Raw genomic sequence first — 13,282 nt, forward strand, 5'->3', positions numbered from 1 at the left:
GGAATTTGTTCGTAAAGGAATGGACTGGGAGCTAAATGCAGACGGCCGCAGGATACTCAGCTGTAAAAGCGGCAAGCCAATGATCTATGTGGGATACGGAGAAGAATCCGTGGATATGTACAGAGGCAATTACAGGATAGAGGACTATGTGGTGGAACGGCGTCCCTTAAGGGTTACCGGAATAACGGAGGAGCCGGAGGGCATTTCCATGGACTTGGAGGGCCAGATCGTGCTTACGGTTAAGGTTGAAGGAGAGCTTGCGGTCCTTTCCTTCCGGCAGATCAATCCGGCCATTAACCGGTTCTGGTTCAGAGTGGAGGCAGACGAGAAAGAATCCTGCTATGGCTGCGGAGAGCAGATGTCTTATTTTAATTTGAGAGGAAGGCATTTTCCCTTATGGACCTCTGAGCCGGGAGTGGGAAGGGATAAGACCACCTATGTGACATGGCGCTCGGATGTGGAAAATAAGGCGGGAGGGGATTATTACAATACCAACTACCCACAGCCCACCTATGTGTCCGCCAGGCACTATTACCTTCATGTGGATTCCACTGCTTATGCTGATTTTGACTTCAGGAACAGGGATTTCCATGAGCTTCAGATATGGGAGGTTCCGGCTTCCATACGCATTGAGGCAGCCCCCGGCTTCCTGGAGCTTTTAGAGAAACTGACAGCCTTTTTGGGCCGGCAGCCAGAGCTTCCGGAGTGGGTGTACAATGGCCTGATCATAGGCGTACAGGGGGGAAATGACCGTTCCTTGGGAATCCTTGAGAAGACTCTGGACAAAGGAATCAAGGTATCCGGCCTGTGGTGCCAGGACTGGTGCGGAAAAAGGGTCACATCCTTTGGAAAACGCCTTCAGTGGGATTGGAAATATCATCAGGAAATGTATCCGGACCTGCCAAAGCGTATACAGGAGCTTCACAGCAGGGGAATAAAATTCCTTGGCTATATCAATCCTTATCTGGTAAACGACGGGGAATTATATAAGGAAGGAAAGGCCAGGGGGTATTTTGCCACAAAAGGGGATGGAGGGGATTATCTGGTAGATTTCGGTGAGTTTTACTGCGGAGTGGTGGATTTGACCAATCCGGATGCCTATGAATGGTACAAAAATGAAGTGATCAAAAAACACAGCCTGGATATTGGAATTGACGGCTGGATGGCTGACTTTGGAGAATATCTCCCAACGGATGACATCAGGCTATACAGCGGAATATCCCCCATGAAAGAACATAACCGCTGGCCCGCTCTCTGGGCAAAGTGCAACTATGAAGCGGTAAAGGAAAGCGGAAAACTGGGAGAGGTGGTCTACTTTATGAGGGCTGGAGGAACCGGAAGCCAGAAGTACTGCACCCTGTTGTGGGCAGGAGACCAGTCCGTGGACTTTACCATTCATGACGGCCTTGCAACGGTTATCTGTGCGGCCTTAAGCGCCGGTATGACCGGCTGCGGCTTAAGTCACAGTGATATCGGCGGATACACCTCCCTGTTTGACAACAAAAGAACCAAGGAGCTGTTTTTAAGATGGGCTGAGATGGCCGTATTCACTCCAGTGATGCGCACCCATGAGGGGAACCGGCCAGACACTAATTTCCAGTACTATGAGGATGAGGACTGTATGGAACAGCTGGCAAGGCTGGTGGAGGTTTACACCATGCTGGCGCCCTACATGAAAGAGCTGGTAAAGGAAAATGCGGAAAAGGGAATCCCGGTTCAAAGGCCTCTGTTCCTCCACTATGAGGAGGATAAAAGAGCTTACGAAGTCCAGTACGAATACCTGCTGGGCCCGGATCTTCTGGTGGCTCCTGTGTATTTGGAAGGACAGGATACCTGGGATGTCTATCTGCCTGAAGGAGAATGGATTCACCTGTGGACAGGTGAAGAATACAGGGGCGGGGAGGCAAAGGTGGCTGCACCGGTTGGAGATACCCCGGCATTTTACTTAAAGTCCTCAGAATACGCCCCTTTGTTTGAAGAGATCCGCAGAACCCATGGGAAGCGGGAAAGCGGACGGTAATCTATGAGATACGCAGGATTTTTTCTCATCATATTGCTGTCCAATATCATCCAGGGAATCACAGGCTTTGCCGGGACCATCCTTGCAATGCCTCCCAGCCTGATGCTGGTGGGTTACAACACAGCCAAACCGGTGCTCAACGTGCTGGGATTGCTGTCAGGCTTCTATGTGTTTGCAGGACACAGGAAAAGCGTGTGTTGGAGCGAGCTTAAAAAAATCGTGGCAGTGATGGCAGCCGGCATACTGGGAGGAATTTGTTTAAAGGGGTTCTTTGAAGGACAGGAGCAGCAGCTATACCGGATGCTGGGGGTATTTGTCATCCTTCTTTCCGGGCAGGGGCTTGTAAAGCTGCGGCACGAAGCAAACGGACCAACGGATAAAAAGGGGGAAGAAGCCGGAAATCCAGGGAGTGCCCAGGATACAAAGACCTCCACGGCCATGTACCTGCTGCTGGGCCTTGCAGGCCTTGTACATGGCATTTTCGTATCAGGAGGCCCGCTTCTCATAGGATATATGACCAAAAGGCTGAAAGACAAGGTGAGCTTCCGGGCCACTATTTCCACTGTCTGGCTGGTGTTAAATACCATCGTTCTGCTGGATGATATACGCATGGGTCTGTGGAGTCCGGATTTAGTCAGGACGCTGGTCATGTCCCTCCCCTTCCTGCTGGCCGGCATGTTCATGGGAGGCAGACTTTATGCCAAAATGAGTCAGAGGCTTTTTATGATGATTACCTATGTGCTTCTGTTTATCTCTGGTATTTCCCTTCTGGGAAAATAGGTTACGGGATAATATGGGAAGAATATTGCATTGATTTCAAAGGAGATAAAAAAATATGAAATTTGAAGTTGCATACATACCAATCGGTGTACCTACCTTTCATTTGGAAAGTGCGCAGATTGAATTTGAGAAATCCATCCGTCTGATTTCTTCTCTGACAGAGGAGGCCGTGTATCCGGAAAACATGCTTTTATCCATAAATGACTTAAATTCCTATTTGGATACCATAAATCCGGGTCTTATCATCCTCCAGAACATCACCTTTGCCAATGCTGCCTATGCAAGCGAAATCCTTAAGCGCTTCACCTGTCCGGTGCTTTTGTGGACACTGAGGGAGCCGGTGATCGACGGAGGCCGCTTAAGGCTTAATTCCCTTACCGGAGCATATTCTGCGGGTAATGCGCTCCGCGCTTTCCGTGACGGTGAGTTTGAATATATTTTCGGCTCACCGGAGGAGGAGGCGGTGGCTGCCGGCGTAGGCGCTGCCATCAGGGCAGCCAGGGTAAAGCATCAGTTAAGGGATCTAAAGATGGCCTCCATCGGTCATACTCCCCAGGGTTTTGGATTTGGAAGGGCATTGGATGCAGAACTGATGCATGGATTCGGTGTGACATTGGACTCCATCGAAGCCAGGGAGCTGATTGATAAGGCCAAATCCTATACAGACGAGGAGTGCGCTTCCTATCTGGAGGAGGCAAAAGCCATGATGGGGAGCTTAGACGAGACGCCGGAGAAGAATGTGAAGGACTTTGCAAGGCTTTATAAGGCTTACAGGATGTATGTGGAGGAGAACCGGATCGGAGCCCTGTCTTCACGGTGCTGGCCGGACTTTTTTACAGCATTCGGAACTCCTGTATGTTCTGTGCTGTCCCTCCTCAATGCATTGGGGACGGCGGCCAGCTGCGAGTCTGATGTATACGGGGCTTTGTCCATGTATATAGGAATGCAGCTGACAGGCAATGCCGCATTTTTCGGAGACCCTGTTTCCATGGATGAAAAGGAAGGTACCATCACCTTCTGGCATTGCGGCATGGCACCCTGCACCCTGGCAAGAAAGGATACCGGTGCAGAAGTGGGTGTACACCCCAACCGCAAGATCGGGCCGGTTATGGACTTTGGCTGCCAGGCCTGGGATAAGGTTACTGTTTTCCGGGTAGGCCGCAGGGCTGATGGAAGCTTCCGCTTTTTCATTGCGTCAGGGGAAGCTCTGGACCGTCCGAAGCAGTTTTGCGGGACCTCGGTAGTGGTTAAGACGGATCATGATGCAAAGGATATTATTGTAAAAAGCGTAAAATCCGGATGGGAACCCCATTTTGTTGTGATCTACGGAGACGTGGCGGAAGAGCTTACTATGCTGGCTCATATGCTGGGCATGGAGGCATGTATTTATTAGTGTGGGGTGCAGGGGGGATATCAAAGGTTCTTCTTGATTTTAACAGTGTTTACGCCTATACTGGTGAGAGGATATGATATGTTGAGAAACGGAGGAAAAAGATATGGGCTATACGGGAATTAATCTGGAAAATGTTAAAGTGAGCAACCGCAGCGCCATATTAAAACTCCTTAATGACCACGGAGCCATGTCAAGGAAGGATATTGCCATGGAGCTGGGCCTGACTCCGGCTACCGTTACCTTGATCTGCACAGACTTAATTGCCGCCGGAATTCTGCTGGAAAAGGGTGAGATGGCTGAGGAGAAGCGCGCAGGCAGGAAAAAGGTATCGATTGATATCAATTACCGGTACAAATATGTGCTTTCTGTCAGCATTGAGGCACCGGAAACCTGCATCGCCATCAGCGATTTAAAGGGGTGTCTTAAGGGATTGAAAAAGATTAAGACAGAGACTTCTCTGGAGCCTCAGGCATTTTTAAAGAAGATCGCTGACGAAAGCAAGCATTTTATGTGGGAGCAGGGGGTATCCAGGGATGCTGTCTTAGGTGCAGGCTTATCAATTCCCGGACCTGTGAAAAGGGATACAGGGGTGAGTCTCCATGCGTACCGCATATGGAACGAGGCAGTGCCGGTGGGGGAATATATGAAAATGTATTTAAACCTTCCTGTGGTGGTGGATAATAATGTAAAGGCTTTTGCAGAAGGGGAACTCATATACGGCACAGGTAAAAAGCAGGAGAACCTTCTGTTTATTAAATGGGGGCCAGGCGTAGGATCTGCCATTATCATACAGAACAAGATTTACGACAGCCAGAACTCCAAGACAGCGGAGATCGGCCATTACATTGTGGAACCGGGAGGTCTGCCCTGCCGCTGCGGCAGACGGGGCTGCTTAGAAACCCATGTCGCCACCCATGCCATTGCTGACCGGGTAAGGCGGGCCTGCACCAGAGAGACCATGCCCGGGCTGTATGCATTTGTGGAGGGTGATGTGGACAGGATAGAGGTAAGGAACATGGAACAGTGGATTGAAGTAGATGATCCGGGACTCCAGAAGATCATTGACGACATTGTGGAGCGTCTGGCACGTACCGTGGTGAATACCATCACTTTACTGGCACCGGATAAGGTCATTATCTATGGATTCATGTTTGAAATGGATAATATCCAGAAACGTTTCCTGAACTTCTGTACCTACTACGATCCCCTGTATAATGGAAGTTATATCCTGAAGTCGGAACTGAGCGACAGAATTGGATATATCGGTCCTCTGGCAATTGCGGTAAATGAGCTGTTTTTGGGAACATGAGAGGCGGTTTTTAATAAAAATCAGCTGGAAGATCTGAAATGATCGACCGGCTGATTTTTTGTGCTGTCATAAGTACGGCCTGTTTTATGATTTTTTACGCTTTTTTAACCGAATCAAGAAAGTCCCCCACTTCAAATGCGAAAAGCATTAAGCGGTGGGTGAGGGGACTTGCTGCTATTCGGTTATGCCCGATGGAGCGGGGCAGGGTCTCCCCCGCACTATCGGGGACACTGTGAGCAAGTAGCGAAGCGGATTGCGAATATTCGCTTGACACCGCATCAATGGCTGTACCTTTCTTCATGCTGAAATTTAACAACAACTGCGAAAATTCTGCGACAACTTAACAAACATTGCATAGTCACCAGCCCATGAGATATCGTATAATGAGGAAATATGATGATTTTACTGAAAAAGGGAGGGATATGCAGATGATGCTTGCAGCAGAACGGGACAAACGGATAAATATATGGATCGAGGAATTGAAAAACCATTTGTTTGACATGCTTGATGAGGTGGCTTTTACCGGCTTTACGACAAAACAGCATTTTACTTATGAAGAAGCAATAAAGCAGGAGTTTTATCCCATGCCCCAAGGGACTTCCTGGGGAGGTAAATGGGAATACGGCTGGTTTCAGACAGAAATCGTCATGCCCAGAGAGGCGGAGGGAAAGCGGATTTTCCTACACCCTGAGGTGGGTGGGGAAATGCTGGTCTGGGTGAATGGAGTAACGGCAGGTTCAAAAGATTTAAAGCACGACGGAATTACACTGACCCGCTGCGCAAAAGCAGGTGAGCGTTTTTTTGTGGTAGCAGAAAGCTATGCAGGGCACGGTCCAAGGCTGGAAAAAGGCGGGCCATGCCCTCCCTGGCGCACAGCTGTTCCCGAACCTCCAGCCTTTCAGGTGAAGACAGGCACTTCGGATTTCGGTATCTGGAATGAAGACGCATTTCAGCTTCTCATGGATGCAGTTACCCTTTACAAGCTTTCCCAAGGACTTGATCCCAAGTCTTTAAGAGCTATGAAAGTAAATCAGGGACTTTTGGAATTTACTTTTCTGGCAGATTTTGAGCTGGACCGGGAGGCACGGGATGAATCCTTTCGTAAGGCAAGAAAAAGACTGGCACCGCTGCTTTCCTGTGTCAATGGGTCAACCGCACCGGAGTTTACCATATTTGGACAGTCTCATCTGGATCTGGCCTGGCTCTGGCCCTGGGAGGAAACAAAGCGCAAATGTGCCAGAACCCTGTCTACACAGATTGCCTTGTCCGATGAATATGAAGATTACAAATTCCTGTTATGTGAACCTCCCATTATGGAAAATGTGAAAGAAAACTATCCGGAGTTGTACGGACGCCTTCTTCAGAAGGTTGAGGACGGAGCTTTTATACCGGAAGGCGGGATGTATGTGGAATCGGATACCAATCTGGTATCCGGAGAGAGTCTGATCCGTCAGTGCCTTTACGGAAGAAAGTGGTTTTTGGAAGAGCTGGGAAAAGAAAGTGTTTTGGTTTGGCTTCCTGATTGCTTTGGGTTTAACGGACAGCTGCCTCAGATCATGAAAGGCTGCGGAATCCGTTACTTTGCTACTCAGAAGGTTTCCAGGGCATTAAAGGGCTGCGATTTATTTCCTTATAACAATTTCTGGTGGGAAGGTATTGACGGTACCAGGATTCTCACTCATTTTTATAAAGAGAATAACGCCCGGCTGGATCCCCTTGATTTGATCACAAGATGGCAGGAGGACCGGGTCCAGCAGGAGAATATTGATTCCTTTCTCTATCCTTTCGGATTCGGAGACGGCGGGGGCGGTGCCACCAGAGAGATGGCGGAAACAGCACGGCGTGTAAAGGATTTGGAAGGGGCACCCCGTACCAGTATGGAAGGTCCTGTGAGATTTTTTCAACGGCTGGAAGAGGAAGGCTCTGTAACAGAGGTTTACAGAGGGGAACTTTATCTGCCCTGGCATAGGGGAACCTACACCTCCCAGGCGTGGATCAAGAAAGAAAACCGGCTGACGGAACGGAGGCTCCGGGAAGCAGAACTTTTAAATTCCATTGCATGCTTCACAGAAAACGGAGAAAACCGGAGGGAAGAGCTGGAATCCTTATGGAAAGTGCTGCTTTTTCACCAGTTTCACGACATCATTCCCGGAACCTCCATTGCCAGGGTATATGAGGATACCAGGGAAGCGTTAAAATCCACCGGAGAAAAAGCGCTTGGCTTTTATGAAGAAGCAAGAAAGCAGATTACAGGATCAGAGGCTGACGGTATCCTATTATTCAATTCTTTATCCTGGGAGCGGGAGGAACTGGCGGAGATTCCGGCCAGAGAGGAAGAACGTCTGGTCCGGAGCGGAAGGTTCCCTGTGACCCAGAAAATCGGAGACAGGCTGCTGATTCCTGTGAAGGTTCCCTCCTGCGGATATACCGATCTTGTTGGGCGGGATCAAGCTGTTTATACCGGAATTTCAGAAGAAAAGGTATGCCGGATCTATGAGCAAGACGGTTGGTTTGTGCTGGAAAACGGATTGGTCAAGATAATAGTTGACGATCTTGGTCAGGTAAGGAGTGCCTTGGATCAGGAAACAAAAATCGAATATGTGGATGGGATAGCAAACCGGTTTTTCTTATACCAGGATATTAATGTGGATTATGATGCCTGGGAAATGAGTTCCTTCTATAAAAATGTGCCGGCAGAGCCGGGAAACAGGGCGGAGCTCGCCATAGAGGAGACAGGACCGCTTAAAGTGGTGCTTCTGGTAAAGAGGATGATTCACCAGTCCTCTCTGATTCAGAGAATCACATTATCCTATAACAGCAGGCGGATTGATTTTGTTACGGCCATTGACTGGCAGGAAACGCATAAACTGCTGAAGACTGCTTTCCCGGTTACGATCCGGACGGAAGAAGCCTTTGAAGAAATCCAGTTTGGGTATATCAAACGCCCGACCCATCAGAACCGACGTTACGATGCAGACCGCTATGAGGTCTGTAATCACCGGTATACTGCAATGACGGAACCGGGAAGGACAGCGGCAGTGCTTAATGATTCCAAATATGGAATCAGCACCAATGGAAATTCCATGGAACTGACACTGTTAAAAGCTCCTGTATGGCCGGATATGAATGCGGATAAAGGAATACAGGAATTTACGTATTCTTTCTATATAGAAAGCAGGAACTTTACAGAAAGCGGAGTTGTGCGGGAAGGAATGCAGTTAAACTGCCCCCTGGCATTTTGGGGAAAGGGTATCGGAGAAAAAGAATTTTTCCGGATATCAGAAGAAAATGTGATTCTGGAGACTGTGAAGATGGCAGAAGACGGCGAAAATCATATGATTTTAAGATTCTATGAAGCCATTGGAAAACATACCTCCTGCCGGGCGGCAGCCGGTTTTAAAATCAGCAGCGTGTGGGAAACTGCCATGGAGGAGGAGTTGAAGGGAAGTGAGTCTGTTCCGGTGAACTTGCTTGAAAATAGCAGTGAAATGCTCTTACATTTTGCGCCTTTTGAGATTAAGACCCTTCGGCTGGTTCCATAAACGCAAAAAATGCGAATAAGATGATTTCAATAATAACAAATTACGCATAGCAACAATGTAACCAAAATATTATAATGATTTCATCAGCTTTAAGATGAAAACGCCAAAACTTGATATGGAGTTAACAAAATGACAAAAAAGTTAATCATTTTTACAGACAGCGGAGATACAATCATTGACGAAGAAACCGAAATACGCGATGAAAACGGTATTGTAATCCACGCGGAGTTGATACCCGGTGCAGAGGAGACCTTAAAAGCTCTTTACGATTCCGGTTATATCATTGCCATGGTGGCGGATGGAGAAGAACAGTCCTTCACCAATGTTTATGAAGAAAACGGTCTTGGTTATTGTTTCCACACCAGAACAATTTCTCAGATAGTAGGGTTCCAGAAACCTTCCAGGCTGATGTTTCAGGATGCCATGGAGAAGAACCATCTTACAGAAGAAGACAAAAAAAGGGTGGTTATGATCGGTAACAATGTGAAAAAGGATATTGCAGGAGCCAACCGTTTTGGAATTACTTCCATTCTCATTGACTGGTCTCCACGCTATGATATGACTCCGGCTGATGAATGGGAAAGGCCGGACTATACCGTCCATGAACCGAAAGAGCTTCTGGCTCTGGCAGAAAGACTGGAGGCAGAGCTTACAAAAGACGGAAATGTATAGAAGGAGGGTATGGATATGATGAAAGGAAAAACAACAAAGGAAAGGCTGCGTAAGATCCCGTTTAAGGTGTATTTCCGCAATACCTGGCAGCTTTATTTCATGCTTCTGATTCCGGTGATTTATATGCTCCTGTTCCGTTATAAGCCAATGATCGGAGGAGTAATTGCTTTTAAGAAATTTAATGTATTTGCCGGCATCTGGAACAGTCCATGGGTTGGACTTGCAAACTTTAAGGAAGCCTTTGGATCAAAGGATTTCTGGAATGCATTGAAAAATACGCTGATTTTAAATGCAGGTGATTTGATTATCGGATTTCCCATTCCGGTATTTATTGCGGTTTTCCTGTTTGAAATAAGAAACATACATATCAGAAAAGCAACTCAGACAATTTTGTATCTTCCTCATTTTCTTTCCTGGGTCATTATTGCCGGTATTATTACGCAGCTGTTTTCAGCCAGTGGTCTTGTCAATGATCTGATCCGGAAAGCAGGATTTACAGAGGTGAACTTCTTAAGCTCTCCCTTTATCTGGCGCTTTGTGTACTGGTTTTCAGGTGTCTGGCAGTCAGCTGGCTACTCCCTGATCATTTATCTGGCAGCCCTGACAGCCACGGATCCGTCTTTGGGAGAAGCAGCGTATATTGACGGTGCAACAAGGCTTCAGAGAATCGCTCATGTTACCATACCCCAGATCAGGCCAACGATTTCCATTATGCTCATCATGCAGCTTGGAAAAATCGTATCAATTGATTTCGACCGCCCTTATATGATGGGAAATACTCTGGTAAAAAGTGCTTCAGATGTTATCAGTACCTACGTTTATAACGTTGGCCTTCAGGCAGGACGATTTGATTTTGCCACAGCAGTTGGTTTGTTCCAGTCAGTGGTGGGAATTATCCTGATTCTTTCGGTTAATAAAGTTTCCAAAAAAATGGGAGAGGAGGGAATTATGTAATGGGAGAATTAAAGAGCAAGACAGAATGCAGGTTTCAGCTTTTCTGGAATACTTTTTTTGTGGCAGTCAGCATTATCGCACTGATCCCCATCATCCGTGTTATATCCATGTCCCTCAGCTCCAAGGATGCGATTCTGGGCGGAAAGGTTTTTCTGTATCCGGTACAGTTTACAACGGAAGCTTACGTCAGGGCATTCCGAAGCGGAAGCTTTGCATCTTCTTTTATCTATTCCGTTTTCCTCATGCTGGGATCTACGGCAATATGCATTATCATGACAATTATGGCGGCATACCCGCTTTCAAAAAAGAATTTAAAGGGCGGAACAATCATTATGACCCTGTTTGTTGTGACCATGTATCTGGATCCGGGAATTATCCCCAAATATTTAAATGTCAAGGATTTTAAGATGATTGATACCGTGTGGGCTCTGCTTATTCCGGAGGCACTCAGCGCGTATAATATGATCATTATGTGCACTGCTTTTAAAGGAGTGGACTCCTCGCTTTATGAAGCGGCAAAGATTGATGGCTGCAATGAAATTCAGACCTTGTTCAGAGTGGCCATTCCTTTGGTTTACCCCACATTGGCCACACTTGCCCTGTTTTATGCAGTAGGCAGATGGAACCGGTTAAGTGATGTTCTTTACTATGTAAACACTTCTAAGCTGTATACGGTTCAAATGGTATTAAAACAGCTGATCGAATCAGTTAAAATATCCCAGGAAGAGGGAATTACATCACAGCTGGTTGCTGATAACATTAAATCGGCCAGCATTGCGATTTCCATGACACCAATGATTATTGCCTATCCGTTTATACAAAAGTATTTTACAAAGGGAATTATGCTTGGTGCGGTAAAAGGATGATTATTTATTTTTAAAATAAATATAGGAAGAAAAGAAAGGGAGGTTTTTCATGAAAAAAGTAAGATTATTGAAAAGCTGTATGGCAGTTTTTGCAGCAGCAGCCCTGGTAACCGGATGCAGTTCCGGTGCAGGAAAGGAAACAACGAAAGCAGCAGGCGCTGCAGAAACAAAAACTGAGGCAGGAGCTGCCGCAGATAAAGGAGAGGAAGTAACTATTAAGGTTATGGTTTGGGACAGAGGTGATGCGGCTCCTGGAACAACGGTAGAAAACAACACCCAGACGGAATGGATCAAACAGCAGATGAAGGAAATGTACAATATCAATGTGGAATACGTTTCCGTTCCAAGATCCTCTTCTGATGATAAGCTGAACATCATGATGTCCGGCGGAAGCGCTCCTGATATTGTGTTTACATACAGTCAGAGCATTTTTTATAACTTTGCACAAAATGGCGGCCTGGCTGATTTGACACAGGCGTATGAAGCCTATGGATCTGATATTAAAAAATTTGTATCCGATGCACAGAACATGGGACAGCTTGATGGAAAACAGTTTGCAATCATGAAGCAAAGAGGCGTGGAATCTCCTCGTCATACTGCGTATATCCGACAGGACTGGCTGGATGAACTGGGAATGGAAATACCAAAGACAAAAGAGGAATTGACTGAGTACTTACAGGCGGTAAAAGATAAGAATCCAGGCGGAGTTAATCAGGTAATTCCGTGGGCAATGAGCGGACGCAATGATACAGAAAAGGGTTATTTAAATTTTGTGGGATCTTATGTAAACCTTGAAAGCGACAAGGATGCTTATGTTTACAGTGAGGGTTATATGGCAGTTGCTCCAGGTGCCGTTGATGGGATCAGGAAATTAAACGAACTTTACAACAAGGGACTCATTACAAAAGATTTTGCTACCGATACAACGGAGGATATTTATAAGTCTTCCGTAACAGCGGGAAATGCAGGATTCTTTTTAGATGACACAGAGCGTCCATGGGATTACATTACCATCTTAAACCAGAGCACAGGCGGAAGAACCTTTGTTCCGGTACAGTGCTTTGAACTGGCTGACGGTTCCTACCGCACACCTTTTGAATATAGATACGGTATGTTCGTAATGGTTCCGAAGTCAAGCGAGAAAAAAGTAGATGCTTGTATGAAGTATCTAAATTGGCAGGCAGATCCGGAGGTTGCTGAGAATATTGTTTACACAGCAGAGCATAAGAGAGACGAAAATGGAATACCCATCAAATTATCCAGCGAAGAACTGTCCGGCAAAGGATATCCGGGAACCTGTGATGACTTAAATATTGTAAACCTTTCTATGGAATGGACCAAGAGCAAAGAGGCTATCGTATCCAAATGGATAAACGATCAGTCCGTAGACTGGGAAACTCCGGAGTGGTTCTCCAACTTCTATGATGTGCGTTCTGAAGGCAAATTCCGCTTCCCTGTATACTCTAATATTTCACAGGCAGAGGCAGATTATGGACAGAATGTGGTAAACATGATGATTGAATATGTTTACAAGCTGGTAAGCTGCTCACCGGATCAGTTTGACAGCATGCAGCAGACAGAATACAACAACCTTGTAAATGCAGGGCTGCAGAAAATTCTTGACGCAAGAGCAGAATATTATGACAGCATAAAGTAATTCCTTTTACAGGGCAGCAGGCTATTAGAAGCTCGTTACAGCTCTTTTTCATCGAAATAATGATGATGCCGGGAAGCTGTAACGGGCTT

General features: G+C 46.6%; 9 protein-coding genes. All 9 read left to right on the forward strand.

Translation table 11 applies throughout. The features are described 5' to 3' along the window. Positions 1-19 precede the first annotated feature (19 nt). The 9 genes from K401_RS0115290 (at position 20) to K401_RS0115330 (ending at position 13,193) form a co-directional block, all read left to right on the forward strand. Positions 20-2,020, forward strand: a complete 2,001-nt coding sequence (locus tag K401_RS0115290; RefSeq protein ID WP_438830325.1) for an alpha-glucosidase — start codon at positions 20-22, stop codon at positions 2,018-2,020. Between the two features lie 3 nt (positions 2,021-2,023). After that, positions 2,024-2,800, forward strand: a complete 777-nt coding sequence (locus K401_RS0115295) for a sulfite exporter TauE/SafE family protein (RefSeq protein ID WP_024293762.1) — start codon at positions 2,024-2,026, stop codon at positions 2,798-2,800. A gap of 55 nt (positions 2,801-2,855) precedes the next feature. Beyond that, positions 2,856-4,193, forward strand: coding sequence for a fucose isomerase (locus K401_RS0115300; RefSeq protein ID WP_024293763.1), 1,338 nt, complete (start codon positions 2,856-2,858; stop codon positions 4,191-4,193). A gap of 103 nt (positions 4,194-4,296) precedes the next feature. After that, a complete protein-coding gene (locus K401_RS0115305; protein WP_024293764.1) occupies positions 4,297-5,502 on the forward strand; it encodes an ROK family transcriptional regulator in 1,206 nt (401 codons plus the stop codon). 428 nt (positions 5,503-5,930) lie between these two features. Then, a complete protein-coding gene (locus tag K401_RS0115310) occupies positions 5,931-9,044 on the forward strand; it encodes an alpha-mannosidase (protein ID WP_024293765.1) in 3,114 nt (1,037 codons plus the stop codon). A gap of 129 nt (positions 9,045-9,173) precedes the next feature. Beyond that, a complete protein-coding gene (locus tag K401_RS0115315; protein WP_024293766.1) occupies positions 9,174-9,716 on the forward strand; it encodes an HAD family hydrolase in 543 nt (180 codons plus the stop codon). 15 nt (positions 9,717-9,731) lie between these two features. Beyond that, positions 9,732-10,670: an ABC transporter permease gene (locus K401_RS0115320; protein ID WP_156882238.1), complete on the forward strand. Its 939-nt coding sequence runs from the start codon at positions 9,732-9,734 to the stop codon at positions 10,668-10,670. Further along, positions 10,670-11,536, forward strand: a complete 867-nt coding sequence (locus K401_RS0115325) for a carbohydrate ABC transporter permease (protein ID WP_024293768.1) — start codon at positions 10,670-10,672, stop codon at positions 11,534-11,536. Before K401_RS0115320 ends, K401_RS0115325 begins: the two co-directional genes overlap by 1 nt. Before the next feature lie 49 nt (positions 11,537-11,585). Further along, entirely contained in the window at positions 11,586-13,193 is a 1,608-nt protein-coding gene (locus K401_RS0115330; RefSeq protein WP_024293769.1) for an extracellular solute-binding protein, read from the forward strand. Positions 13,194-13,282: the final 89 nt, after the last annotated feature.

Origin of the sequence: Lacrimispora indolis DSM 755, from assembly GCF_000526995.1 — a bacterium.
In the GTDB taxonomy this organism is placed as follows: domain Bacteria; phylum Bacillota; class Clostridia; order Lachnospirales; family Lachnospiraceae; genus Lacrimispora; species Lacrimispora indolis.

What these genes read in the sequence shown, in the direction of transcription:
- K401_RS0115290 (WP_438830325.1), top strand. Translation starts at nt 20, where the DNA reads ATGGACTGGGAGCTAAATGCAGACGGCCGCAGGATACTCAGCTGTAAA.
- K401_RS0115295 (WP_024293762.1), top strand. Translation starts at nt 2,024, where the DNA reads ATGAGATACGCAGGATTTTTTCTCATCATATTGCTGTCCAATATCATC.
- K401_RS0115300 (WP_024293763.1), top strand. Translation starts at nt 2,856, where the DNA reads ATGAAATTTGAAGTTGCATACATACCAATCGGTGTACCTACCTTTCAT.
- K401_RS0115305 (WP_024293764.1), top strand. Translation starts at nt 4,297, where the DNA reads ATGGGCTATACGGGAATTAATCTGGAAAATGTTAAAGTGAGCAACCGC.
- K401_RS0115310 (WP_024293765.1), top strand. Translation starts at nt 5,931, where the DNA reads ATGATGCTTGCAGCAGAACGGGACAAACGGATAAATATATGGATCGAG.
- K401_RS0115315 (WP_024293766.1), top strand. Translation starts at nt 9,174, where the DNA reads ATGACAAAAAAGTTAATCATTTTTACAGACAGCGGAGATACAATCATT.
- K401_RS0115320 (WP_156882238.1), top strand. Translation starts at nt 9,732, where the DNA reads ATGATGAAAGGAAAAACAACAAAGGAAAGGCTGCGTAAGATCCCGTTT.
- K401_RS0115325 (WP_024293768.1), top strand. Translation starts at nt 10,670, where the DNA reads ATGGGAGAATTAAAGAGCAAGACAGAATGCAGGTTTCAGCTTTTCTGG.
- K401_RS0115330 (WP_024293769.1), top strand. Translation starts at nt 11,586, where the DNA reads ATGAAAAAAGTAAGATTATTGAAAAGCTGTATGGCAGTTTTTGCAGCA.